Consider the following 24,606-nt stretch of genomic DNA (forward strand, 5'->3'; position numbering starts at 1 on the left):
GTATAGTTGATTAATCGGTTTTTATACATTTTTTACGATGCTTGAATCGATAAGAATCATTGCCAGTTTCGATGATGTGGTAATCCCCCCATTATTAACCGAAGTTAAAAGTAGAGGTTAATGCGCTAACTGAGCGAGCTTTTGTTTTGGTGTTATTCCTCCAATGGCCGTATTAGGCTGTTCATGATTATAGGTCCACAACCATTTTGTTGCATAGTCCTGAACTTCGGCGATTGACTCAAAGCAGTGCTGGCTTAACCAGTCATAACGTACGGTTCTGTTGTAACGTTCAATGTAGGCGTTTTGCTGAGGTTTGCCGGGCTGTATGAATTCCAGCTGTATGCCGTTCTTTGCCGCCCAGGCAGAGAGTAAGCCGCTGATGTACTCAGGGCCGTTGTCACAGCGAATCCGCTTTGGCTTGCCGCGCCATTCGATCAGGCGATCCAGCGTGCGTATGACGCGCCCTGCAGGTAAGGAGAAATCCACCTCCATTCCCAATCCTTCACGATTGCAGTCGTCCAGTATATTGAGTAACCGAAAGCTGCGGCCATCTTCCAATTGGTCATACATGAAATCCATTGACCAGGTTTCATTGATGGTTAACGGTACCGCCAGCACTTCCGGCTTGTCACGTTTGAGCCGCTTTCTCGGCTTGATCCGCATGTTCAGTTCCAACTCCCGGTAAATACGATAAACACGCTTGTGGTTCCAGAAAAAACCTTTTACATTGCGTAAGTACAGAAAGCATAAACCAAACCCCCAGTTTCGCTGATTGTGCGTCAACCGCAGCAGCCAATCGGCAATGATACGGTTATCAGCATTGAGCCTGGCTTGATAACGGTAACATGTTTCGCTGATATCATAGATCTCACACGCCAGGCGGATACTGATCCTTTTTTGCTTAACAACCTGTTTAGCCATGTCGCGCCGCTGCCAGGGCGCTACCACTTTTTTTCGAGGGCTTCCTTACGTAGCTCGGATTTTAACCGTTCCTCAGCATACATCTTTTTCAACCAGCGATTCTCTTCTTCAAGTTCCTTGAGTCGGGCTATCATTGATGCATCCATACCGCCGTATTTGCTGCGCCATTTGTAAAATGTCGCATTACTCATACCGTGTTCACGGCACAATTCAGGCACCGGCACTCCTCCCTCGGCCTGTTTGAGTATCGCCATGATCTGGCTGTCACTGAATTTCGATTTCTTCATTGCAGAATCTCCTGTCTATATAAATTACAAGAAAATTCTACTTCTGACTCCTGTTATTTTCTGGGGGGATTACCAGTTGTGCCTCTTCAATGGTTGCAAAGTCATTCATCCCCAACCATTCATGCCGAACAGTTCTGTTATAGCGTTCTACATAAGCATTTTGCTGTGGCTTTCCTAGCTGAATGTAATCAAGCTGTATTCCTCGAGTTTCTGCCCAATAACAAAGGGTTGCACTGATATTTTCCGGCCCGTTATCACAACGAATCTTCCTGGGTTTGCCACGCCATTCGATAATCCGATCCAGAGCCCGCGTAACGCGTTCTGATGGAAGCGATACATCCACTTCGATTCCTAACCCCTCACGGTTAAAGTCGTCCAATACATTAAAGGTTCGAAAAGACCTGCCATTGGTGAGCTGATCAGCCATAAAGATGGACTGGTAAATCTTGCGTCGGAATGCCACCTGGTAGAATTCCTGCAAGATGGTTTTGTGGAAACGCTCGCAAATACCGTTGGTCTGCGGATGATTGGCTTTCGTTTTGGTATGCTCAATGTCATTGAGTGCCAAATAGAGCTGATAATCGTGATGTTCCGGTTTACCGCAATATTCAGTACCGCGATCGGTGTCTTGGTGGTATACAGCTTGGCGGCCGCCCACTTGGAATAAGTGTCGACGAAAGTCTGCTGATAAATCCGTCCCACGCCCTTGAGAGTGCCGACGTAGAAGGTATCCTGACTACCGAGATACCCAGGATGAGCGGTATCAATCTCGCCATGAGCAACATCATCGTCTTGTTTCTTCTCCAATGCCTGCACCTGTGCTTCGGTCAGCACCGCTCCGGTCTCGGAGATATGCCTCTCCAAGGCCGATAGACGCTTCTTGACGCGACTCCAGACTTTGTCGCAGCCACACTGAACGAACACCGGACGGAGAAACAAAGATTCCGCGTTTGCGTAGTTCGTTGGAAACACGAACCTGACCAAAGGCCGGTTGTTCCAGAGCAAAAGCCGTGACCGCTGCTTCCGTTGCTTCTTCAACACGGTTCTTGATGTTGGGCTTGCGGCGATTTGCATCAATCAGTGCCTCAACACCATCTGCTTCAACGGCAGCTTGATAGCGATAGAAAGTATCGCGAGAAAACCCATCACCTTGCAGGTGCGCGATACATTGCCAAGCTCGGCTGCTAAATTAAGCTAGCCAATCTTGTGTTTGATGACTTTCTGTTGAACACTACTCATGGGATTACTCCTTTGCGCTTTCGCGCTTGGTTGATAAAGTTTCTCACCTCTATCAAACCGGGTAATCCTACCCTTTGACAAGACCTACTGTCAGATCAAGTCTGAACTACTACACATTATTCCCCTTAATTTTTGTCTTTAAGACGCAATCTGGCTGTCAGAGTTACATAACCACCGGCGAGCCAGAAGCGAGTTGGCAAGCCCAAACAGTGAAAACATCTGAGCGTTATTTTTGGCCATTCCTCTGTAGCGGGTTTTGCGGTGAATGAACAGATTCTTTACAACATGAAAGGGATGCTCACCCCCTGGCGCGAATGCCGACTTTTGCATGTTCAAGCTTCTCCATCAGTTTGCCTAGGTAATCCTCCCATTTTTAACAGGAGCTTGCAGATGAATCAATTTGCAACTTTGAGGAAGCGCAACTCACCGTAACACAATGGTTTTGGGTTTACAATAATGAGCATCCGAGTAGGGCAACTCGGAGGTATCACGCCAACCATGAAACTGGCAGATGCTTTTAAACTAAAACCCAATACTGCAAGTTTCTATTAAACTGGGAGGATTCCCATGCCGTCCCTCTCCACGCCAGCGGATAAAATGACGGTGAATGCTACTCTAAAAAATCTCATATCTGTTGTCTCATGACTATACGATCTAATAGGGTGTTCAATTTTATTGGGTTACGACATCTTGTACTTACAGACAGAAATTCTTCAATTTTTAAAGTTCGTGCAATATTCACAGGATGATCATTGCTCACCACTCAAAACCACGCGGTATTTGGCATTACCGCTAGCCAATCTGGCGAGAGCTTCATTAACTTGATCCATGCGGAAAATTTCCACAATAGGCTCGATTTTGTGTTGTTCTGCAAATTGCAGCATGGTGGCAATGCTGGCGGGGCTGCCGACAGGGGAGCCTGAGATCGTACATTGGTTGGAGATTACTGGAAACACATTGATTTCCAGTGGCTCAAGAGGTACGCCCAGAAGATGTAAGCGGCCTTTGGGACGCAGGGTTGCGATATAGGCATTCCAGTCGAGTTTTACATTGATCGTTGCTAGAATTAAGTCAAAACGGTTTGCTGCAGTTGCAAGCTCGACCGGATTTCTCGTATCCAGCACATCGTGTGCACCCAGTGTTAGCGCCTCCTTCTTTTTGTCTTCACTGGATGTAAAGGCTGTTACCCGGCAGCCCCATGCTTTCAGAAATTGCAATGCGATATGACCTAATCCGCCGATACCGATGACGGCGACGGCAGCAGTGGGCGGGATATTGAATTGCAGGAGGGGGTTAAAAACAGTGATCCCCCCGCAGAAAAGTGGTCCTGCGCTGTGTACGTTGAGACCTTGCGGCAATGCCACGATGCTGGTTGCACTGGCGCGTACGTAATCGGCAAAGCCACCGTGACGACCGACAATGGTGGCCTCTGGTTGAGTGCAGAGGTTATGGTCACCGGACAGACAACTATGGCAGGTCATGCAATAGCCCGCATGCCATCCTAGGCCAACGCGTTGCTTTAATGAGAAATTTTTTACATGTGTACCTTTGGCTGAGATTGTTCCAATGACTTCATGTCCTGGCACAAATGGATACTGAGTAATTCCCCAGTTGTTATGCAACATGCTGAGGTCGCTCTGACACAAACCACAAAATTCAACCGCGATCTCAACATCATGATCACCCAGCGGTCCAGGATCGTATTCAAAAGGCTGAAGTTTTCCACCCGCCTCGGATGCGGCGTAAGCTCTGATCATGATTATTCCTTTTATAGTGATTAATCTTTGAAGCCAAATGTTTTGTAAAAACCTTGAGCGGTTATTTGAAAAAACACGCTGACTATCGTTTATTATTACTGCTTTTTAGGTAAAGGGTGTGCGATTTTTATCGCTGGTACTGGATTGGAATCGTGCTGCAGACAACCCAAACTAACTAATTTCGGGCTTAAACATGGATTACAAAATACTATTAATGGTTTTTGCTACGGTATTTATCGCGGAGTTGGGCGACAAAACGCAATTGGCGACTCTGCTGTTTGCTGCTGACAAGGAGGTGAGCAAATGGACGGTGTTTATCGGCGCATCACTTGCGCTGATTGCAACTTCCGCGATTGGTGTGCTTGCGGGTAGTTTTATTTCAGATCACATCAGCGCAAAACATCTGCACTATACTGCAGGAGTAGGGTTTATCCTGATTGGTGTGTGGACGTTGATAAGGACCTAATTCAAATTCAAAATGATAATTAAAGTGATTTCGCTGAGCTCGCCGTGGGAAGAATTAGTGTTGCTTGTTTTTCTTTAGACGCAGAACGACACACAGACCGCCGGTTGAATTATTCTCAATTAACAACTCCCCGCCATAAACCTGGATGATATCGCGCACAATCGCTAAGCCGATGCCGTGACCGGGCGTGGATTGATCGGCGCGCACGCCGCGTTCGAGAATTCTGGCGATCTCAGGAGACCGAATTCCGGGGCCGTCATCTTTGACCTGGATGATTACATGATTTTCCTGATAGCCCGCGGATAAATGGATGTTCTGACGGCACCATTTAAAAGCATTGTCGATCAAATTACCTAGTAATTCCATTAAATCTCCTTCGTCGATCTGCAAGCCAATAGTTTCATCGATTTCAATTGTGATGCATGGATTCTTGTCGCGATAGGCTTTCGTCACGGTGTTGATTATTCGGTCGATTATCGGGCGTAGCATGATCAACCCCATACCCGGGGAGCTGCCAGCCGTTGCGGCACGGCGCAATTGATACTGGATGGTGTTATCCATGCGGTCAATTTGTTCCTGAATCGTTTTTTGCCGGATGGTTTCATCTTCTTCGCTTTGGATTGTACCCTGCAAAACGGCGAGCGGTGTTTTGAGGCTGTGCGCCAAGTCTGCAAGACCATTACGATAACGTTTCTGCTGCTTATGTTCGTGGTTGATCAAAGAGTTGATGCTATCGGTTAATAATTGTATTTCACGAGGATAATTACCTTTCAGTTTTTCCTGTTGCCCAGACTCTATTGCAGCAAGCTCAGTCGATACCTTGCGTAGCGGTTGTAAGCCCCAATGCAATACCAGCATTTGTGTTGCTAATAGGAAAATGGCCATGATACTCAACCAACCCCACAAATCTTCCCGATAGCGTTCAACTTGCGCTTCAAACAGCACGCTATCGGTAATAACAATAAAAGTCAGCGGATAATCTCCGGTAGGGGTTTTCCAGGCAACACCATAACGATAAATAAAATACGACTCATCATTGAGCGTGATGTGGCTAAATTCTTTTTTACCTTTCTCCAATAAAGCGATAGGCGGCATGGGTTTATTAAGCGATGAATTGGAGCGCCAGGAAATAGTATTAGTGGGATCGATAATATATGCGTAGGTGTCTGAATTGACATGACCGAGCTCAGCATCGAGCAAATTGGTTGGTACATCCAGCCCGCCGGAACCTTCTACTTCGGTGTCTCCCATGAGCATGAGCAGCTTGGCAAATAGCCGATCTTTTACGCCCAAACGCGCACTATCATAAAAAGCACGGTCCAGAGTCAGCGCAATTCCCATGATAAAAACCAGCAGAACCAGGGTTGCGCTGAATAGGATGCGCCGGTTTAATGACATCATGACGATTTATTGCATTCCAGGGTAAAGCGATAACCGCGGCCGCGCATGGTTTCAATGGGATTCAAAGTGCCATCGGGATCGAGTTTGCGGCGCAACCGGCCGATCATGACCTCAAGCACATTACTGTCGCGATCTTCGTCGTGTGGATAAAGGTAGTCGGATAATGTGTGCTTGGAGAGAATCTCGCCGTGATGGCGTACCAATTCTTCCAGCAGGCGATATTCAAACGAGGTGAGCTCGATTTCTACCTCGTTGATGGCAACGGATTGAGTCGTGACATCCACTGTAATGGGGCCACATTTTAAGAGTGTCTGCGGTATGCCGGTCGCACGACGCAGCAATGCTTTTACTCTGGCCAGCAATTCTTCCATTTGAAATGGTTTGGTCAGATAATCATCCGCACCCATTTCCAGACCTTGTACTTTATCTTGCCAACTGCTGCGAGCGGTCAGGATAAGAATGGGCAGCAGATTACCCTGTTCACGCAGCGCTTTTATAATTTCCAGACCGGATTTTCCGGGCAAGCCGATATCAATGATGGCGGCATCCAGAGGGTATTCTGAAGCAAGAAATAGGCCTTCATCGCCATCGCTGCATGTGTCGATCATATAGCCCGCGGTTTCCAGCCGCTGACGAATCTGGTTTTGTAACCTGATTTCATCTTCAATGACCAGAATGCGCATCGTTTACTCCTGAGATACCGGGTAAAAAAGATTAAACCTGTTTAAGGTCGTGAGTTTCATGTCCAATTGAATTAGTGAGCGACTATCACAGAACCATCTTGTACATTGATCAGTACCGTCTGGATTGCGCCTTGGTCGCTGAGTATTTTAACGCGGTAGGTATGGCCGACCTGATTAATCGCCAACACCCGACCTTTGAAATGTTGTTGTGCGATAAGAATCGCTTTTTGTTCTGTGATTCCGGCTGCTGTGCCGTTCCCGGTACTGATACGATGATAGTTTGCCAGGTTGTTTTGCCAGTCTGCTAGGGTTAGTGTGCTCGGGGCAATCAATGCCATCATCATTACTAAAACTTTCCACTTTCTATTCATATCGACCATTCCATTTTCTGGAGATAGTAATCAAGCTGCAACAGGTATATTGTTTTAATACCTGTTGCTGACCGTGCTTGTCAGAAGCGTATCATAAAATCCATATTCCCGGCACCGATGCCCATTATCGCTTGAGGAAGGGGGATGTACACCGGTGCAGGATAGTAATTATAACTATATCGCGGCTGCGGATAGTAAGGTTGGTAATAACCGCGAGGCTGGCTATATATATAACTATATCCACCATGATTGTGGTGATGGTGATGCCCATGACTATGTCCATGATGGTGTCTATGATGTCCTCTGCCTGCTTGTGCTAATGTTGGAGTAGCTAAAGTAATTGCAAATAGTATGCTAAGTAGCAGGCTGGTCAGTTTTGTTTTTTGAGCATCCATGATATTTCTCCTTCAGTTATTCGTTTTAGGTGTATTCCTGATGATGTCAATTTACATATGGCACCATGAATGGGAACTGAATGAGAAATGAAAGAGCGTAAAAAATCAGTTCTTGATATAAAGAATCGATTAAGAGTTACCGGTCAGAATGTGGAGATATGATCAATTTTCGGAGGGATCTCCGAATAAGGGCTCTGGATTTTTCCAGAGCCCAGTTGAAAACAGTTTTTTAAATTTCTGATTGCAATCTTTTTATCAAAAAGAAACAGCTAATTACTTGTTTTCTGATTTATTGCTGTGATTGCAATTTAATTATTTGTTTTTCTTGGTTTTGCCAGAAAATTTTATTGAGAATCTCCCTCTTTATTATCTTTATAAAGGCTTGGTGGGTATTGGCCAGGCTTACCTTCGCCCCCACATGCGGTTAAAGGGAGTGTGAACGCTAAGAGAACTGCTGCTAATAGTAAATATTTCATGAGAATCTCCTTTGTTATTAAAATTAAAAAATGTTTATAAACAAATTTAATGTCACGTTGAAACTTTATCAATTACAAACCATATCTAAAATCTTTTTCCGGAATTAAGCCCTTCTAAAATACCAAAATATGGTTTTATTCGAATAAGAAAAGCACTTACTCATATTTAGGATAACACTAAAAAAACGAGTATGGAATGGAAATGCATCAGATGACTGTGTCGTGGATGATATGGTGGAGTGTTTTATTTAGCGTTGGCAGCAAGGAATTTGATCTTTGTTATTGTAATTATTAGGTATTTATAGTATCGCCAGACACTATTAAATAAGAATAAGTTTTTCATATCAGCTGTCGGAATTTTTTACGTATTACAGGAATTTTTGATTTTGAATGAGAAAAGAAGCGGGTGCGGAAAGTTTTACCGGTTGCAAGGGGATAAAAGCATGGTCTTTCTTTACTATGTTATTGGAGTGGAGACGGATATTGAGAAGGTAAATATATTATTTCTATTCATAAATCAGACGATAGAAGAGCAGGATATCTGTTGGTTTATGATGTTATTAGTGACGTAATAACTTAATATGAGATAGTTGATTGATCATGCTTTGCGCATGAATACTTCGCCGGACTTCTGGTAATTTGTTGTAGATAATGCTAAGCGAGCTCGATTGTGATGACATTCATAATCTTATCAGAAATAAGCTTGACACTTGTTTATGTCGCAAGCAAACTCAAGCGTATGCGTGTTACAGCTGTATGTATTAATTATTAATATGAGTTTATTTTTATGAGATTGGCTGAATTGATGTACAGGGATTTTTTTAACAAAACGTTTGATCAGCTGAAAGCTTCGCTGCGCTTGCTGATCATTCCTTATATGATTGTGTCCGTTGCTCTTTTTTCGGTTTGGTTAATCAGCCGGCACTACGATATATTGATCGATAATTTTTTCCGGGAACCGGCTGCAATACTTAAATTTAATCCGTTTCTCGGAATCATGTCCAATCTGGGCGTGTTGCTCTGGACATTCGCGGCAGCGATTTGCTTATTTGTGGCAGTGCTACTGATGAAAAATGGCAGCAGGAAGATCGGGGCATATTTGTTATATTCAGGAATACTGACCTTTGTGTTACTGGTGGATGATTTCTGCTTGCTGCACGAGCATATTTTTCCGCAATATTTAAATGTGTCCGAGAAGGTTTTTTATGGGGCGTATATTTTGGCAATGCTGTTCTTTTTTATCCTCTTTGCCAAGATTATTTTGCAGACGGATTACATCATTCTATTAATAGCGTGTGCTTTCCTGGCATTATCCATCGTGGCTGATTTGGTATTGCGACAAACAGGTATTGCAGTTTTGATCGAAGATGGTTTCAAGCTGTTTGGCATCGTCACGTGGTTGATTTACTTCTCTCGTACCTGCTATCAACAAACAGTGATATTACTCAAACAACCCAGCCAACCTGGAGCGGGAGTTGAAAGGGATTAATCTGTCAGTTTCTTACCATTTATTCGGTTAGCCGATAGCCTGTTGATATGTTTCTAAGCAGCGCGCCCGCGCGTCTGTGTGTTTAATCATCGGTGCTGGATAAGTTGGCGTGCTCCAATCGTTTACCCAAGTCTGAATATAGCTGAAGTTTTTATCGAATTTTTTGATTTGTGTTTCAGGATTGAAGATTCTGAAATAAGGCGCGGCATCCACACCGCAACCTGCCACCCATTGCCAGTTTCCAACATTGCTTGCCATGTCGTAATCCAGTAATTTTTCTGCAAAATAGGCTTCTCCCCAGCGCCAATCGATCAATAGGTGTTTGCACAAAAAACTGGCGGTGATCATGCGCACCCGGTTGTGCATGGTGCCGGTTGCATTGATCTGGCGCATGCCCGCATCAACAAGGGGATAACCGGTCATTCCTTTGCACCAGCGCTCGAAATCTGCTGCGCTATTGCGCCATTGAATGCGATCATAGCGCGGTTTGAAACTGCTATTTTGTGTATGCGGGAAATGCCATAGGATTTGACTGAAGAATTCGCGCCAGATCAGCTCATTGCCGAAGATATCGTTACTGGTGTTCAATGCTTGCTGAAATACTTGCCGAATACTAATCGTGCCGAATCGTAAATGTGGACCCAACAGCGATGTAGCGGTTAATGCAGGAAAATCCCTATCGTGTGCGTAATGTTGCAGTAGTTTCGTGTCCAATTGATGCGCTGGAATGGTTACGGCAGATCGCACAAAACCAATATCAGTTAGAGAGAGATTAGGTGAATGCAAATGCTTAATCATATTTCCCAATTTTTCCGAGGTTGAATAAGCTCTCAGTGTGGTCTCACTCTGAACCTTTCTCCATTTGTGCATATAGGGGGTATACACGACATAGGGGCCACCCGAATCCTTGGCGATCTCATTTTTCTCAAATAACACATGGTCTTTATAGGTATTAAAAGCCACCGATCGTGCTTTCAACCATTGACATACGGCTTCGTCGCGTTCGCGCGCGTAGGGTTCATAGTCGTGATTGGCATATACCGTTGTGACAGAGTGTAACCGCAGGATTTGATCGAAAACTTCTACGGGGCTGCCATAATAGAGCGCGATCGAACTTGAATATTTTTTCTCCAGCTGCGTACGAAGGGTTTGCAAGGTGTCGTAGATGAAGGTAACACGTGCATCGTTTTCAGGTAATCCTGTCAAGATTGATGGATCAAAAATAAAAATCGGCAACACCGGTTGCCCGGATGCTAACGCATGTGACAATCCGACATTGTCATCCAGACGCAGATCGCGCCGGAACCAAAAAACAACCAGTGGTGTACTCATCGATATGATATGACAGGTTTTAACGTGAAGATTCAGCTTTCGGTAAACAAATCAGCCAGCGCAGCCGGTAAATGATCAAATTTGAATTTGAAGCCATAGTCTTCCAGAAGTCGTTTGGGTGTAATGTGATAGCTGTTTAAAGCTAACGCAGCGGCTTCGCCCAATGCCAGTTTCAGGATAAATGCCGGGGTGGGGAAGAAGGCGGAGCGATGCAGTGCCTTGCCAAGCGCAGTGGCAAATTCGCGATAGCGTACAGGATTGGGTGACACGGCATTCACCGGGCCATGATAGCGCGTATCCAGCGCAGCTTCGTAAAAGACCGAAACCAGGTCATCGATATGTATCCACGGTAACCATTGCCGACCATTGCCGACAGGTCCACCCAACCCTAGCTTGAATATCGGCAGGAGCTTTTTCAGCATGCCGCCATCGCCCAGTACGACACCGGTTCGAATACAGACCCGACGCACTTTGCTGTGTTCAATTCTGGAGGCTTCCTGTTCCCAGTCGTGGCAAAGAGCTTGCATAAAACTGAGCCTCTCCGGTATAACATAGGATTCGTCGTACAGATCATCGCCTGTGCCTGGATAAATGCCAATTGCTGAGCCGCAGACAAAGGTGTGCAGGCTTTCAGGTGCAGCAGCGACTAATTTGCGAGTGCTGAGGATACGTGAAGCATAAATCTCGTGCTTGCGTGCTTCGGTCCAACGGCCATTTCCCAGATTCTCACCCATCAAATTGATGATGATCTGACAATCGTGCAATGCCTCAACAGGGAAGTCTTGCGTCGCGTAGTCCCAATCAAATGCAGGGGCATCGAGAGTGTGGCTTGCACGTTTGCCGTCACGGCTCAATATCCTGACCGTGTGATGTTCCCGCTGCAACCGTTGTACCAGATGATGGCCGATGAAACCTGTCGCGCCCGTTATAAGTATGATCATTTTGGTATGCTCATGGACAGATACGAAGATATATCCAGGATACACCTATTACTGATTTTTTTCAGTCCGGCTATGAGGGGATATTTGATTTTCTGTGTGCAAAAGTAGCTGGATCACTCCTGAAAATCGTTGAAGAAGGGGGTTAAACATAAATGGGCCATAAAACCCATTTACTTAAAAGCATTGAAGTAATTTTAGAGTTCTATACTTATTTGTATTTTGTTGTAAAATCATATCGGAACTTATAATTATGTTTGAGAACAATGTAATAAGTAGTAGATCCAAAACTTATTTCAGGGATGAACAAGATATGCTGTTTTCCAGTATTTTAATTATTTTAACCTTAACTTTATCCGCATGTTTGGCAGAAAGCCATTTGCATCAGGCAATTAGATTTTCTGAGGCGTCGATAACCGCTAATGATGGAGCAACAATCGCAAAACACTCAACCACTGCAATAATTCATGCACTTTCGGTGCAAGATCAAGAATATATCTCTTCAGCTGGGCGTATTCATTTAACCATGGCCATTGTCAGTCTGGAGCAAGCGATTGAAAATGGAAATGACGATGAGGATGATTCAGCAAGGAATGCTGCACGTGTCGCTATCGCTCATTTCAAAGAAATTAATAAATAATCTAATAAGTTAATCTGCAACACCTCAAGCGTGGCGTCGTCGACTGGCGCGCAGGGTATGACTCGAATAGTTTTCTTGGAAACTTACGGTAAAGAAATAGTCTTCCACAATGCCCTGCTTTTAACAGAAGCGTTAAGTACGTTCTTTAGATTTAGAACCTAGTTCACATTTGTGAGCTTTTACAGGTTTATCTTTTTAGTTCCAGAATCTCTGATAAGAAACTCGGTTGCAAGCGATCAAATCTCTATCTAATGCAAGTTCTTGCCATGACCTCTTGTCAGATAACTTTCCGATTGCATCTCCATCAAGCGTGAAATCGTGCGTTCAAATTCAAAGCTGATTTCCTCTCCGGTATATAGCGATTGCAGGGGTACAGCGGCTGAGCACAAGAATTTGACGCCATATTCATACAGCGCATCGATCAAATGGATGAAGCGCCTGGCTTCATTGCTGTTCTCCTGATTGAATTGCGGAATCGCAACCAAGATGACGGTATGATAGGTTCTGGCAATAGCGAGATAATCTGCAGCGCCAAGAGGGTTTGCACACAGGCGTTTAAACGAAAAAACAGCAACACCCCGCGCCGCTTTGGGAACGAACAATGTCCGGCCCTGCACCGTTAATTCTTCGCTGGGAACCTTATCGCGGTCTTCCATACGGCGGTCGGTGAGACGGAAAAATGTGGCCGATAGCTCGTCCGTAGTGGCTTTATTAACCGGAAAGTAGTAAGTTTGCGCACCTTTCAGGCGGTTATAGCGATAATCGACCGGGCTTTCCAGGGAAATGATCTCAAGCCTATCCTTTATTTGTTGAATGAATGGCAGAAAACGTTGGCGATTCAAACCGTTCTTGTAGAGATCATCGGGAGGTCTATTCGAGGTTGTGACGACAACCACACCTTGCGCAAACAATTCAGTGAAAAGCCGGGTTAGTACCATTGCATCAGCAATATCGGATACCTGGAATTCGTCAAAACATAATAACATCGAAGCATCGGCTATCTTTCTTGCGATCGCTGGAATAGGGTCAGCGTCGCTGGCGCGAAAGCCTTGTTGCGCACGTTCCCGAACTGAAAATTCATGCCAGTTCTTAAGCTGGGCATGAATATCCAGCATGAACTCATGGAAGTGAACGCGTGTCTTCGATGTGATGGGAATCGTGGTGTAAAACAGATCCATCAGCATGGATTTGCCACGTCCCACACCTCCATGAAGATAAATGCCTTTAGGCGCCGGATTATTACTGCCAAACCAACGAAGCAATCGAATAGGCCATTTTTTTCCGATTGTGCGTGAGTTAATCAATTCACGATGTAATCGCTCCAGAGCGACAACCGCTTTGGCTTGATCGGCATCAGGTTGCAACTCGCCGGCGCTTATCAAGGCATGATATTCAGTTTCAGGGCTTTTCTGTGCGGGAGCATGTAACATGTTTGATTATCGGGAGGAATAGGCAAACTTGGCTTGTCCGGCGAGCCAGACCAGGATCAGAACGGGCAGGCCCATGATAGCGGTAGCAATGAAGAAATTTTCATAACCGTAGGCATCAACAAATTGCCCGCTGAAACCGGCGATGAATTTTGGCAGCAGCAGCATGACCGAACTGAATAATGCATATTGCGTGGCTGAATAAGCCGAATTGGTCAGGCCCGATAAATAAGCGATAAAAGCGCAGGAGGCGATACCTGCTGAAAGGTTGTCTGCCGAGATAGTAAAAATTAATCCACTGACATCATGACCGCGCCCCGCGAGCCAGACAAACAGTAAATTGGTTGCGGCAGACAGCACGGCACCTAGAAACAGGGTACGCATGATGCCGATTTTGACCGTCAGCACGCCGCCGATTGCCGCGCCCACGATAGTCATGATCACGCCGTATACTTTTGAGATCGTGGCCACCTCTTCTTTGCTATATCCCATGTCGACATAGAAAGGATTACTCATTACGCCCATCACGACATCGGAGATGCGATAGATGGCAATCAAACCCAGGATCAGTAATGCTTGCCGGCCATGACGCATGATAAAGTCGCGGAATGGCGCAATTAATGCGCCGTAAAGCCAGACCAGGATGCCGCCGATGCGGGGATGAAGATGCCAGGCTGCGATGGCTTGTTGTGCGATTTTTTCGTTGTCCGAGATTAACCGGCTATAGGGAACATTGGGCTCGCGAATGATCAGTGTAGTGGTAATACCCACGACCATGCTTGCTGCCATAATCAGATATGCGAAACGCCACGGCGCATGGTCGTATGCATCTGTAGTGACATCAGCCGCCGCAGCAATCCACAATACGCCAGCAGAAGCCAGGATCATCGCGACGCGATAACCGGCTTGATAGGTCGCGGCCATTGCGCCTTGCAATTCCACTGCAACGGCTTCGATGCGATAAGCATCGAGTGCGATGTCCTGTGTGGCGGAAGCAAACGCCACGGCAAGCGCAAAAAATACCAAATGAGTCAGATTCATGACAGGATCGGTGAATGCCATGCCTGTCAGCGCCATGGCAATGGTAATCTGCGACAGTAATAACCAGGCGCGGCGGCGCCCCAGCCATCGTGTCAACAGCGGCAGCGGCATTCGATCAACCAGCGGCGACCATAGCCATTTAAAACTGTAGGCCAAGCCGATCCAGCTCAGATGGCCGATGGTGGTGCGATCGATACCTGCCTCGCGCAACCAGAAAGACAACGTACCCATGATCAACAGCAAGGGTAATCCGGCGGAAAATCCCAGCGACAGCATGCCCAGTACGCGGGGGTGGGTGTATACCCGCATCGCCTGCAACCAACCGGAAAATCCTGCAGATGTCATAATTCGTGATCGTAGTCGATAATCAGTGGTGCATGATCGGAAAAACGCTCATCTTTATAAATGGAAACCCTTTGTGCGAGTTGTGCGATAACAGGTGTGGCGATTTGATAGTCGATGCGCCAGCCTACATTTTTAGCCCAGGCTTGTCCACGGTTCGACCACCATGTGTACTGATCCGGTTCTGCGTTCAGACGGCGAAACACATCAATAAAACCGGAATTTTCCAATACATTGGATAACCATTCACGCTCTTCAGGCAAAAAACCGGAGTTTTTCTGATTGGAGCGCCAATTCTTGAGGTCGATTTCCTTGTGCGCAATGTTCCAATCACCGCATAAAATGATTTCCCGATTGCTAATCTTCAGGTTCTGCAATACCGGAAAAAATTTTTCCATAAAATAAAATTTTGCGGCTTGCCGATGTTCGCCGCTGGAACCGGACGGCAGATAGATCGAAATGATGCTTAAGTTGCCAAAGTCCGCTTGCAGAAAGCGGCCTTCGGCATCGATGTCGGCAATCCCGATGCCTTCGATGACTTGATCCGGTTTTTTGCGGGTATATATCCCGACACCGCTATAGCCTCTTTGTCCGGCGCAATGAAAGTAGCCGTGATAGCCATCCGGAGATTGGATCGCGGGGGAAAGATCGGGCAGTTGCGCTTTTAATTCCTGGACGCAAACGACATCTGCTGATTGTGCTGCGAGCCATTGAAGAAAGCCTTTTTTAACAGCTGCGCGAATACCATTTAAGTTAAGCGTTATAATTTGCATCTATCAATTTATGGGTTGATCCAGTTATGTCTGATGATTTCCGGCAAGCCTTCATTCAATTCGCTATTGCGCGCAAAGTATTATGCTTTGGTGAATTTAAAACCAAAGCGGGGCGCATGTCACCGTATTTTTTCAATGCAGGGCTATTTAACGATGGTGATGCGCTGCGTAAACTCGGGCAATTTTACGCCAAAGCGATTGTTGCTGCAGCGCTTCCGTTCGACATGCTGTTCGGCCCGGCGTATAAAGGCATTCCGCTGGCCAGTGCGATTGTCATTGCACTGGCTGAGATGGGACATAACTATCCGTTCTGTTTTAACCGCAAGGAGGCCAAAGATCATGGCGAAGGCGGGGTGCTGGTCGGTGCACCGCTGAGCGGTCGAGTGCTGATTGTTGATGATGTCATTTCCGCAGGTACTTCGGTGCGTGAATCGGTCGAACTGATTAAGAACTCAGGCGCAACACCCTCCGGTGTCGTGATTGCGCTCGATCGTATGGAGCGAGGAATGGGAGAACTTTCTGCGGTTCAGGAAGTGCAGCAGATGCATGGTTTTCCGGTGACTTCAATTATCAATCTGGACGATCTGGTGGAATTTTTGCAGAATCATCGAGAATTCTTGCAGTATCTTCCTGCAGTCGAGCGCTATCGCGCACAGTATGGGATCAAATAATATTCTACGGGCTTATTTTTAAAAAGTAGGTGGGACAATTAAATTGAGAGTATTTTCATGACTGTAAACTTTTGGAATCTAGTTTTAATTTTTTTGTTTTCTCTTGTGAAATAAAGATTGCAGAATGAGCAAGATTCAAGACGACATTATCAAGATTGCCTATAAGAAATTGAAACAGATGATCTATTACGAAAAGACTCATCTTTTTCTGCGGAAGCGTCTCGCCGAGTTTGAATGTACAGAAGATTTTGAAGAACGTCTCCGCATAATCGATACAGTTATAAAAACCAAAGTTCCCACGAAAGAAAAAGCCTTTCAAGATTGGCTAAATGAAATCAATTTTGTGTTGCTGCCCAAAGGAGTGAGCGGAATTGATTCACAGAGCGAAAAGGGTAAAGGCACCTATGTAACGAACGTGACCAGCCAAGAGAATTACAAAATTGAAAAGGTGAACTACATCTTCGACGGGCCGATTGAGCTACATCTCATAGCGGTTCTTTGGTTGATGATTGATGGTTCGGAAATTGATAGTAAGCTGACACGGAATTGTATGGGCTCCCGTCTTCACCCACTTGTCGGGCAGGATGAGGATCATTCCGCACAACTCTTCAAAAAGTATCATGAGTTGTATGCCAAATGGCGCGACGATGGTATCAAAAAAGCCCGAGACCTGCTTGTCAACGAAGAGCAAAGTATCTGCATCATCGCCTTAGATCTTCAGGAATATTATTATCGGGTGCAGATTGACTGGATAAAGCTGCGTACCCAGACTGTAAGGCCAAATAAAACAACTGGATTCTATAAGACCGTATTCGCACGAGAAATACTCGGGTCTCAGTTATTTGATTGCATTGAAGCGATTTGCACTGCTTATCGACAGCGAATCGCGCCTCAACTAAAAATTACTCATGGCGACATTCCAGATAATGCAACTTGTCTACCTATTGGCCTATGTGCTTCCCCACTGATTGCGAATTGGTATTTGAAAGAATTCGATGAAGCCATTTTGACCAAAGTTCGTCCTGCTTACTATGGTCGATATGTAGACGACATCCTTCTGGTAGTGACAAGCCAATTCGAGCCAACTAACGATCCAATTAGAAGTTTTATGGAAGAGATTCTAGTAAATACTGGGGTCATGCAACATGATGTGAACAATTTACGATATGAGTTGACCGGAACACCGGGGTTATTTTTACAGGAGCAGAAGTGTATTCTTCAATTTTTTGATGCTGGTCATTCCATTGCTGGGTTGGAAAAATTCCAGAAGGAGATTGAAGAAAATGCAAGTGACTTTGCTATGCTTCCCGTAGAAGGGGACGAAAGCCCGGTTGAGCAGGTTGCTTACGATTTGCTTTATGATGGTTCAGTGAACAAGATTCGAAGCATCAAAGAGATTGCTGAAAATCGATGGGAGCTTGCTAAGCATCTTTCTAAACAGACACGACTATTTCTGGTGGCAGAAGGACGACTCGATACACAAACGAGAAAGGAGCTGTTCCGATTCTTCAAGGGGCGAAATGCGATCGATTATTGGGATATGTGGGAGCGTGTCATTGCGTTCTTGGTGATTGCTGGGAATAAAAAGACCGTTGACGAATTTTGTAAGGCGATTAGAAGTGAAATAAAAAAGATGTCGTTTTCAAAATTAGATGATGGCAATATCTCAGACCTACTGAGGAGGGCAATGATGGCGCATCTTGATGTTTCGCTGGAAATGATCCACGCGGTGAGAGATACAGAGACTTCAAAAGACTCAGTACTTGAGCATTGGCGTACTTCGAACTTAATTCGCCATCACTTGGTGGCGGTACCACTATTAAATTACACAGAATTTAATGGTGATCTCGCCATACCGGGTTATGTGGCCGATTTCATTCTTGATGATCACAAGATCAAATGGAGTCCGCGTTTTGTTCATTTTGATGAGTGTTTGGGATTCAGCGACTCAGGTTATTTTGCGGTCACCGACGGTGATTCGATCACGACAGCCAATCAGATTTACGCCAAATTTCATGGGTCAAGCGTTGAAGATGTAATCAGCGAATCTGCAGATGGCGAATTGTAAGAGAAGAATTGATGATCTATAAGAAAATAAGTATAGGTTTTCATGAGACCGATCTTCATAAAATGCTACGCGTTGCAGTCGGGCATATGGCAGTTAATCCAGAGGATATTGAAAAGAGTTATTTAGAGACACCCAATACTTCCTTGAAGCGTCTTAAAAAGTTATCACAGTTATTGAACGATGTTCTCAGACATGGTGTTCGTCACCCCGAACAGCGGATTCACTTGTTGGTTCTACCTGAAGTCTCGGTGCCTCATTCATTTGCCACATTCCTTACCCGCTGGGTACGCGAACATCAAATCGGTATTATTTGCGGATTGGAACATTTTGTTCGAAGTGGGGCAGCATGGAATGAATTGCTTGCAGCTTTGCCTTACCGTACACGGAATGGTACTAAGGCATGCGTTCCTATACGACGACTAAAAAAACACTATTCTCCTGCCGAAGAGTTCGAATTACTCAATCATGATTTGAAGGTACCCAAGGTCGATTTAAAAAGTAAATACCAGTTATTTCAGTGGCGAGGCGCCAGCTTCGCAATCTATAACTGCTTCGAGCTTGCGTGCTTAGAAGACAGAGTTCTTTTTAAGGCAAAGGTCGATTTTATCCTATGTTCGGAGTTCAATCAGGATGTAAATTATTTTTCAAATATCGTGGAGTCGGCTGCACGTGATCTTCATTGCTATGTAATTCAAGTCAATAGCGCTCAATTTGGCGATTCTCGTGTCGTCAGTCCATCTAAAACTGAAAAGCTCAACCCGCTACGAATCAAAGGTGGTGACAATCAGACCTTTCTTACAATGGAGTTGCCGTTACAAAAGTTACGGGCTCATCAATGTAGAGGGTATGGGTTGCAAAAAGAATCAGGAGACTACAAACCGACGCCGCCAGGATTTGATAGTAAACTTGCCAAAGAGCGTATTAAACTTGGATCGAAGAAGGTATCGCTATGACTTAAAGCACATACCGCCATAGATGATTTTATTGTCCTTAAATCGGCTATAGATCAATATGAGGGAAAACACCCTCCTCATTCATGTGAGAATATAATAGAATTAAATCTGCCGACTTTGGTCGATAGTGGCCTAGTAATTATCAGATAAATCAGTAATGCTTTCTACTAAATTCGGAAATTGATAATAATTACATGCTGGCAGGTTTATATTTTCTACCCCCCCCAAAAACGATAATTTCCTGTATCCAAATGAACAAAATTAGACGAGGGATAATAACCGACACCGCCTATTTTCAATGACAACGCGGCACTGCGCAAGTCGGATAATTTACGTCCCGGCAGGCGGATATCGATGGCTTTTCCATGTGTATGCAGGCTATTTTTGGCGACTCCGCCACTTTGCGCTGCCAGTTTGGCATTAGTGGCAGGAGAACGGTAGGCTGAGATCACATGGAATTCTTGATGGGTTCTCAATTTGTGTTGTAGCAGATGCAAAAAATCAAACAGCGTAGGATCGATCTTATATCGGTCACCGGTGCGATGGTCACGCAACACTTGGTTGATGACGCGCATACCTTCTGGAATGTAACGGCCATTGACCCAGAAAGTCGCTCGAGTGCGTTCACCGGTATGCAAATTAAGAAAGCTCAGTTTTTTTTCTAAAGGTTTTTTGATGGCCGCATGAACGGATGTGGCTGCCATGGGCAGTGCTAACAAAGTACATGTACTCAAGCTGGTTTTTAAAAAATTGCGGCGACTGGGTTCTGTTTCTGATAAATACGCTTGATCCAGAAATTTTCGTATCATCGATTATTTTCTCCTGAAAATGCTGCGATTGTGTGCGAAAAATAATTTACCAGCGAGCATGACGCAACGCACGTAAATCACGGTCATAGATATCCGGGTAGAAGTACACTTTCTCGTGTTCATCCGCCCAGGCCGTAATATACACCATGTAAATCGGTAATGGTTTAGGTAAATGCGTAGTAATGGTCTTATCGCTTTCCAAATCCGCGCTAAATTTTTCCGGCAAGCTGGGTTGGTTCAGAGCAAAAGCCGCCAGCTCGAAGGGTTTTTCCAGACGTATGCAGCCCGAGCTGAAGGTTCTTATATCCTTTCTAAACAGTGATTTGGATGGCGTATCGTGCAAATAAATGCTGAATGGATTGGAAAACATGAATTTGATTTTACCCAGCGCATTGTGACTGCCCGGATCTTGGCGCAGAAAATAGGGAAATCTTTGTTTGAGTTCATGCCAATCGATCATACCCGGATCGAGCGCCTGCGCACCGCGTTCCTGGGCGGGGTAGACCTTGAATCCGGCCGTTGTGAAATAAGTCGGATCTTGCTGCTGCTTGGGTAATAAATCCTTGCGTGCGATGCTCGCCGGAACATTCCAATAAGGATTCAACACCATATACGACAGCGCGCCATTAAAACTGGGCGTTGAGCGATAATCCCGCCCGACAATGATACGCATATTCAGAACTGGCTCGTCATTTTCAATAGCGGTGAGATAGAAGCCTGCGGTATTCACCAGCAGATGGCGTTGCCCCAGATTTCTGGGGAGCCAGCGCAGGCGTTCCATATTGATGCGCAGCTGGCGTATTTTCCATTCGAGTGGAATATTCAATGCATTAATGGTGTTTTTACCGATAATGCCGTCGGTATTCAAGCCATGTTGCGCCTGAAAGGCTTTGATGGCAGCAACCAGCTCAGTATCATAGAGTTGGTTTGCGTTGGGAATAAGACTGAATTCAGGCAAACCATCGGCGGTATAAGCTTGTGCTATGCGCTGGCGAATCAAAGGAATGCTTGGATAAGTGTCACCCGGCCGGATGGATGGTGAACTCGGAATACGAACCCATTCCGAAGTGTTTCTGAGGAGTTCCTGATAGTGCGCCAGGGTACGTTTGAGCAATTGATAATTGAGCGTTTGCGGAGACAATTTCTGTAGTGAATCTTCCAAATGACCAGCGTATATGGCTGCTTGCAAGAATGCGACTGCATCAAAGTCGGCCCGTGGAATATGCCAATCGGGGTCGGCCGCAGTTGCGGAAAAACGACCACGGGATAAATCCGTGGCTAGCTTTAATACGGCGTGTGTCGTGCGGATCTCCAGGTCAGTTGCTGCTGATGAAGATTGATCGGAATTTTGTAGTAATTGCACCAAATGCTGTAATTGATAATCCTGGCTATTCAATCCTTCAGTTTCTGCACTGGCAATGAATGCCAATGCTATTTTCAGTTGCGGTGATTCTGATTCTCCCGAGAGCCATACCGGTTGATAATTCCTGGCAGCGTAGAACCGCTGTAAATCAGAATGTCCGGTCTTGTTTAACTCGATGGCGGAGTTGGATAGTTGCCGTTCAATTTCCTTTGAATCTATGAGCAGTGCGATTGAATGGATGGGATTGAATAGAAGGAAAAGATAGCAAAAATACCGGAGTGTCAGTAGAGAGATCTTGAGTTGATAGCGGATCACGCAAATTTCCTTTGTTAAGCCAATGTATTATGAGATGCTAGGATTTTAACATCAATGATAGTTGCTCAAGCATGTGCTTGAGAGGGATAATTTCCTCTCTTTTATCGATTTTTATTACTCTTTCAGACAGGATGTCTGTAGATTGTCGATTCAGGATTGCGATAGATATTCAGCTACGAACATTGATACTGCCGAAGTGAACATCATACCGCCCAGCATGAACAGCCGAGTGCACCCCAGAATCCACGCTGATCATCGGCGCTGACAGCAGCCTGATATGCACGACCATGCGCATGGCCATGCACGGCACAACCGCTTCCGCAGCCACAGGTTGTTTGAGCAAATGGGTGTGAAGCTGCGGCGCTTGCTGCCGGTTTAAAATAACCGCCGAAATGATTTACCGGTGACCAATCCGGCATGGCTGGCGGCATAGGCGGAGAAAGCGCGTTGAATTCCTCGTCTCCATAAACAATTCGTCCGCCAACTATTGTGAGTACTGAGACAAGCTGCCTGATTTCGTCTTCCGGAATGCTGAAATAATCCGCGGATAGTACGGCGAGATCGGCGTATTGACCGGCTTTGATCTGGCCTTTGATACCTTCTTCGTTGGAGAACCAGGTATTTGCGTGCGTATAGAGACGCAATGCCGTTTCGCGATCAACCAGATTGGCCGCCGGATACAGCGGAAGGCCGCCCAGCGTTTTACCCGTCGTAAGCCAGTACAGCGCATTCCACGGGTCGTAGCTGGCTACACGGGTGGCATCAGTGCCTGCGCCAACTTTCACGCCCATCGCCAGCATGCGCTGATAAGGCGGTGTGCGCTCTGCAGCTTTGCTGCCATAGCGTTGAACAAAAAACTCACCTTGATAGGCCATGCGGTGCTGAATGGCGATGCCGCCACCAAGTCTTGCGATGCGCTCGAGATTAATATCGGTTACGGTTTCGGCATGATCAAAGAACCAGTGAATGCCATCGAAGGGAATATCCCGATTTACCTTCTCGAATACATCCAGTGCACGTGAAATGGTTTCATTGTATGTGGCATGCAGCCGGAACGGCCAGCGATTACTGGCGAGGATACGCACCACAGCCTCCAAGTCATTTTCCATGCTTGCTGCCATATCCGGGCGTGGCATGCGGAAGTCCTCGAAATCCGCAGCAGAAAATACCAGCATCTCGCCCGCACCGTTGTGGCGGTAATAACCATCGCCGTCGCCAGGTTTCAGCATTTTGGTCCATTTGGTGAAATCCGCAATTTCTTCTCCAGGTTTCTGTGTAAATAAATTGTATGCAATTCGTAGCGTCAGTTCGCCAGCTTGGTGCAGGTCCTCGATAATTTTGTAGTCATCGGGATAATTCTGATAGCCGCCACCGGCATCAATTACGCTGGTTACTCCCAGGCGATTCATTTCCCGCATGAAATGTCGTGTGGAGTTGATTTGATAGTCATACGGCAGCTTAGGGCCTCTGGCGAGGGCTGAATACAGGATCAATGCATTGGGTTCCGCCAGCAGCAGACCGGTCGGTTCCCCGTTGGCATCCTTGGCAATCAGGCCACCCGGCGGATTAGGCGTATCACGATCATAGCCGCAGGCGCGCAATGCCGCGCGGTTTAGCAAAGCACGGTCGTAGAGATGCAAAATGAAAACCGGAGTATCCGGCGCTACGGCGTTGATCTCATCCAAAGTTGGCATGCGCCTCTCGGCGAACTGCATTTCAGTAAAACCGCCCACAACGCGTACCCATTGCGGCGCAGGTGTGCGCGCCACTTGCTCCTTCAAGCGGCGCATGGCGTCTGCCAGCGAAGGGATGCCGTCCCAACGCAACTCCAGATTGTAGTTGAGTCCACCGCGGATAAGATGTAAGTGCGAATCGATTAATCCCGGAATGACGCGGCGGCGATTAAGATCAATTATTTGCGTAGCGCTATTGGCATGACGCATTACCTCGTAGTCGCTTCCTACGGCGATGAAATGACCATCGGCAATGGCGACGGCTGTCGCTTGCGGATTTTGACGATCAAGCGTGGTCAATTGACCGTTACGCAGTATCAGTTGCGCTGAAATGTTATTCATTGAGGATCCTTTTGAGAGATCTGCAAATACACCAGTTTTAGAAAGCAGTAACGTGGCTCCGACCGCTTGCAGCACAAGGCGGCGCACATTTATCTTATTTTCACTCATGATGCATCATTCATCGCGAACTTGCTGATTTACTTTTTGGTAATAGTAAAATAGCTTGTCATCAAATTGCGATAATTAGGCAAATGATTAGAGAATAAGGTGCCTAGGCCTTCGATATCGTTGCGCCAGTCGCGATGCAATTCGCAGGCTACGCCAAACCAGCTCATCAGCTGCACCCCGCTGCCTGCATGCGCATCCAGGCTGCATCGCGGGTTACTTCATTAAAAGTGCCGGAAGCATCAGTGACTATTATAGATGATGAAATT

General features: G+C 45.9%; 21 protein-coding genes and 3 pseudogenes. 6 read left to right on the forward strand and 18 right to left on the reverse strand.

Translation table 11 applies throughout. From position 1 onward, the window contains the following. Positions 1–117: 117 nt before the first annotated feature. The 4 genes and pseudogenes from CPG39_RS00115 to ahr all read right to left on the reverse strand — a co-directional run bounded on the left by CPG39_RS00115 (position 118) and on the right by ahr (position 4,204). A protein-coding gene (locus CPG39_RS00115; protein WP_096291486.1) for an IS3 family transposase occupies positions 118–1,208 on the reverse strand; the annotation gives its coding sequence in 2 pieces (ribosomal slippage) (positions 118–947 and positions 947–1,208; 1,092 coding nt in all). A gap of 76 nt (positions 1,209–1,284) precedes the next feature. Beyond that, positions 1,285–2,447: pseudogene (locus tag CPG39_RS00120) on the reverse strand (integrase core domain-containing protein); the annotation flags it as partial. 138 nt (positions 2,448–2,585) lie between these two features. Continuing rightward, positions 2,586–2,796, reverse strand: a pseudogene (locus tag CPG39_RS00125) (IS5/IS1182 family transposase); the annotation flags it as partial. Positions 2,797–3,196: 400 nt separating this feature from the next. Further along, positions 3,197–4,204 (reverse strand): NADPH-dependent aldehyde reductase Ahr, encoded by a 1,008-nt coding sequence (gene ahr / locus CPG39_RS00130; protein ID WP_096291488.1) that lies wholly within the window; start codon positions 4,202–4,204, stop codon positions 3,197–3,199. Positions 4,205–4,397: 193 nt separating this feature from the next. On the opposite strand from ahr, the gene CPG39_RS00135 reads away from it, so the two are divergent. Continuing rightward, the gene (locus tag CPG39_RS00135) at positions 4,398–4,670 is read left to right on the forward strand and encodes a TMEM165/GDT1 family protein (protein ID WP_096291489.1); all 273 of its coding nucleotides are present in this window, start codon (positions 4,398–4,400) and stop codon (positions 4,668–4,670) included. 54 nt (positions 4,671–4,724) lie between these two features. On the opposite strand, the gene CPG39_RS00140 is transcribed toward CPG39_RS00135, so the two are convergent. The 5 genes from CPG39_RS00140 to CPG39_RS14830 all read right to left on the reverse strand — a co-directional run bounded on the left by CPG39_RS00140 (position 4,725) and on the right by CPG39_RS14830 (position 7,996). Further along, on the reverse strand, positions 4,725–6,071 hold the full coding sequence (locus tag CPG39_RS00140) for an ATP-binding protein (RefSeq protein WP_096291490.1): 1,347 nt from the start codon (positions 6,069–6,071) through the stop codon (positions 4,725–4,727). Further along, complete coding sequence (locus tag CPG39_RS00145; protein WP_096291491.1) at positions 6,068–6,754, reverse strand: response regulator transcription factor; 687 nt, start codon at positions 6,752–6,754, stop codon at positions 6,068–6,070. Before CPG39_RS00145 ends, CPG39_RS00140 begins: the two co-directional genes overlap by 4 nt. Positions 6,755–6,825: 71 nt before the next feature. After that, positions 6,826–7,125 carry a PepSY domain-containing protein gene (locus CPG39_RS00150; RefSeq protein WP_096294207.1) on the reverse strand — a complete coding sequence of 100 codons (300 nt, stop codon included), beginning with the start codon at positions 7,123–7,125 and terminating at the stop codon, positions 6,826–6,828. Positions 7,126–7,205: 80 nt separating this feature from the next. Continuing rightward, complete coding sequence (locus tag CPG39_RS00155) at positions 7,206–7,520, reverse strand: hypothetical protein (protein ID WP_096291492.1); 315 nt, start codon at positions 7,518–7,520, stop codon at positions 7,206–7,208. Between the two features lie 344 nt (positions 7,521–7,864). Beyond that, entirely contained in the window at positions 7,865–7,996 is a 132-nt protein-coding gene (locus tag CPG39_RS14830; protein ID WP_269457634.1) for a hypothetical protein, read from the reverse strand. 787 nt (positions 7,997–8,783) lie between these two features. Here CPG39_RS14830 and CPG39_RS00165 point away from each other — a divergent pair. Next, positions 8,784–9,485 carry a hypothetical protein gene (locus tag CPG39_RS00165; RefSeq protein ID WP_096291494.1) on the forward strand — a complete coding sequence of 234 codons (702 nt, stop codon included), beginning with the start codon at positions 8,784–8,786 and terminating at the stop codon, positions 9,483–9,485. Between the two features lie 27 nt (positions 9,486–9,512). Here the strand turns inward: CPG39_RS00165 and CPG39_RS00170 are convergent, their stop codons facing one another. Continuing rightward, positions 9,513–10,817 carry a cryptochrome/photolyase family protein gene (locus tag CPG39_RS00170; RefSeq protein WP_096291495.1) on the reverse strand — a complete coding sequence of 435 codons (1,305 nt, stop codon included), beginning with the start codon at positions 10,815–10,817 and terminating at the stop codon, positions 9,513–9,515. Between the two features lie 32 nt (positions 10,818–10,849). After that, positions 10,850–11,758, reverse strand: coding sequence for a TIGR01777 family oxidoreductase (locus tag CPG39_RS00175; protein ID WP_096291496.1), 909 nt, complete (start codon positions 11,756–11,758; stop codon positions 10,850–10,852). Positions 11,759–12,008: 250 nt separating this feature from the next. Here CPG39_RS00175 and smbP point away from each other — a divergent pair, with 250 nt between their 5' ends. After that, positions 12,009–12,395 (forward strand): small metal-binding protein SmbP, encoded by a 387-nt coding sequence (gene smbP, locus CPG39_RS00180; protein ID WP_096291497.1) that lies wholly within the window; start codon positions 12,009–12,011, stop codon positions 12,393–12,395. Positions 12,396–12,643: 248 nt separating this feature from the next. Here smbP and zapE read toward each other — a convergent pair whose 3' ends face one another. From zapE to CPG39_RS00195, 3 genes are read right to left on the reverse strand one after another with little or no spacing between them, the layout of a single operon-like run. Further along, the gene (zapE, locus tag CPG39_RS00185; protein ID WP_096291498.1) at positions 12,644–13,825 is read right to left on the reverse strand and encodes a cell division protein ZapE; all 1,182 of its coding nucleotides are present in this window, start codon (positions 13,823–13,825) and stop codon (positions 12,644–12,646) included. A gap of 6 nt (positions 13,826–13,831) precedes the next feature. Then, positions 13,832–15,208, reverse strand: a complete 1,377-nt coding sequence (locus CPG39_RS00190; protein WP_096291499.1) for an AmpG family muropeptide MFS transporter — start codon at positions 15,206–15,208, stop codon at positions 13,832–13,834. Further along, the gene (locus CPG39_RS00195; protein WP_096291500.1) at positions 15,205–15,978 is read right to left on the reverse strand and encodes an exodeoxyribonuclease III; all 774 of its coding nucleotides are present in this window, start codon (positions 15,976–15,978) and stop codon (positions 15,205–15,207) included. Before CPG39_RS00195 ends, CPG39_RS00190 begins: the two co-directional genes overlap by 4 nt. 26 nt (positions 15,979–16,004) lie before the next feature. On the opposite strand from CPG39_RS00195, the gene pyrE reads away from it, so the two are divergent. The 3 genes from pyrE (at position 16,005) to CPG39_RS00210 (ending at position 19,670) form a co-directional block, all read left to right on the forward strand. Then, on the forward strand, positions 16,005–16,649 hold the full coding sequence (pyrE, locus tag CPG39_RS00200) for an orotate phosphoribosyltransferase (protein ID WP_096291501.1): 645 nt from the start codon (positions 16,005–16,007) through the stop codon (positions 16,647–16,649). Between the two features lie 124 nt (positions 16,650–16,773). Next, complete coding sequence (locus CPG39_RS00205; protein ID WP_096291502.1) at positions 16,774–18,717, forward strand: reverse transcriptase domain-containing protein; 1,944 nt, start codon at positions 16,774–16,776, stop codon at positions 18,715–18,717. Positions 18,718–18,803: 86 nt separating this feature from the next. After that, positions 18,804–19,670 (forward strand): hypothetical protein, encoded by an 867-nt coding sequence (locus CPG39_RS00210; RefSeq protein WP_145956188.1) that lies wholly within the window; start codon positions 18,804–18,806, stop codon positions 19,668–19,670. A 215-nt stretch (positions 19,671–19,885) separates the two neighbouring features. Here the strand turns inward: CPG39_RS00210 and CPG39_RS00215 are convergent, their stop codons facing one another. The 4 genes and pseudogenes from CPG39_RS00215 to CPG39_RS14420 form a co-directional block, all read right to left on the reverse strand. Next, positions 19,886–20,479: a YcbK family protein gene (locus tag CPG39_RS00215; protein WP_096291504.1), complete on the reverse strand. Its 594-nt coding sequence runs from the start codon at positions 20,477–20,479 to the stop codon at positions 19,886–19,888. A gap of 46 nt (positions 20,480–20,525) precedes the next feature. Next, positions 20,526–22,157: a L,D-transpeptidase family protein gene (locus tag CPG39_RS00220; protein ID WP_096291505.1), complete on the reverse strand. Its 1,632-nt coding sequence runs from the start codon at positions 22,155–22,157 to the stop codon at positions 20,526–20,528. A 203-nt stretch (positions 22,158–22,360) separates the two neighbouring features. Next, on the reverse strand, positions 22,361–24,340 hold the full coding sequence (locus CPG39_RS00225) for an amidohydrolase (protein WP_172424056.1): 1,980 nt from the start codon (positions 24,338–24,340) through the stop codon (positions 22,361–22,363). 29 nt (positions 24,341–24,369) lie between these two features. Next, a pseudogene (locus CPG39_RS14420) lies at positions 24,370–24,590 on the reverse strand (hydrolase); the annotation flags it as partial. Positions 24,591–24,606 lie beyond the last annotated feature (16 nt).

Origin of the sequence: Nitrosomonas ureae, assembly GCF_900206265.1 — a bacterium.
GTDB classification, from domain to species: Bacteria; Pseudomonadota; Gammaproteobacteria; order Burkholderiales; family Nitrosomonadaceae; genus Nitrosomonas; species Nitrosomonas ureae_C.

What these genes read in the sequence shown, in the direction of transcription:
- ahr (WP_096291488.1), bottom strand. Translation starts at nt 4,204, where the DNA reads ATGATCAGAGCTTACGCCGCATCCGAGGCGGGTGGAAAACTTCAGCCT.
- CPG39_RS00135 (WP_096291489.1), top strand. Translation starts at nt 4,398, where the DNA reads ATGGATTACAAAATACTATTAATGGTTTTTGCTACGGTATTTATCGCG.
- CPG39_RS00140 (WP_096291490.1), bottom strand. Translation starts at nt 6,071, where the DNA reads ATGATGTCATTAAACCGGCGCATCCTATTCAGCGCAACCCTGGTTCTG.
- CPG39_RS00145 (WP_096291491.1), bottom strand. Translation starts at nt 6,754, where the DNA reads ATGCGCATTCTGGTCATTGAAGATGAAATCAGGTTACAAAACCAGATT.
- CPG39_RS00150 (WP_096294207.1), bottom strand. Translation starts at nt 7,125, where the DNA reads ATGAATAGAAAGTGGAAAGTTTTAGTAATGATGATGGCATTGATTGCC.
- CPG39_RS00155 (WP_096291492.1), bottom strand. Translation starts at nt 7,520, where the DNA reads ATGGATGCTCAAAAAACAAAACTGACCAGCCTGCTACTTAGCATACTA.
- CPG39_RS14830 (WP_269457634.1), bottom strand. Translation starts at nt 7,996, where the DNA reads ATGAAATATTTACTATTAGCAGCAGTTCTCTTAGCGTTCACACTCCCT.
- CPG39_RS00165 (WP_096291494.1), top strand. Translation starts at nt 8,784, where the DNA reads ATGAGATTGGCTGAATTGATGTACAGGGATTTTTTTAACAAAACGTTT.
- CPG39_RS00170 (WP_096291495.1), bottom strand. Translation starts at nt 10,817, where the DNA reads ATGAGTACACCACTGGTTGTTTTTTGGTTCCGGCGCGATCTGCGTCTG.
- CPG39_RS00175 (WP_096291496.1), bottom strand. Translation starts at nt 11,758, where the DNA reads ATGATCATACTTATAACGGGCGCGACAGGTTTCATCGGCCATCATCTG.
- smbP (WP_096291497.1), top strand. Translation starts at nt 12,009, where the DNA reads ATGTTTGAGAACAATGTAATAAGTAGTAGATCCAAAACTTATTTCAGG.
- zapE (WP_096291498.1), bottom strand. Translation starts at nt 13,825, where the DNA reads ATGTTACATGCTCCCGCACAGAAAAGCCCTGAAACTGAATATCATGCC.
- CPG39_RS00190 (WP_096291499.1), bottom strand. Translation starts at nt 15,208, where the DNA reads ATGACATCTGCAGGATTTTCCGGTTGGTTGCAGGCGATGCGGGTATAC.
- CPG39_RS00195 (WP_096291500.1), bottom strand. Translation starts at nt 15,978, where the DNA reads ATGCAAATTATAACGCTTAACTTAAATGGTATTCGCGCAGCTGTTAAA.
- pyrE (WP_096291501.1), top strand. Translation starts at nt 16,005, where the DNA reads ATGTCTGATGATTTCCGGCAAGCCTTCATTCAATTCGCTATTGCGCGC.
- CPG39_RS00205 (WP_096291502.1), top strand. Translation starts at nt 16,774, where the DNA reads ATGAGCAAGATTCAAGACGACATTATCAAGATTGCCTATAAGAAATTG.
- CPG39_RS00210 (WP_145956188.1), top strand. Translation starts at nt 18,804, where the DNA reads ATGGCAGTTAATCCAGAGGATATTGAAAAGAGTTATTTAGAGACACCC.
- CPG39_RS00215 (WP_096291504.1), bottom strand. Translation starts at nt 20,479, where the DNA reads ATGATACGAAAATTTCTGGATCAAGCGTATTTATCAGAAACAGAACCC.
- CPG39_RS00225 (WP_172424056.1), bottom strand. Translation starts at nt 24,340, where the DNA reads ATGAGTGAAAATAAGATAAATGTGCGCCGCCTTGTGCTGCAAGCGGTC.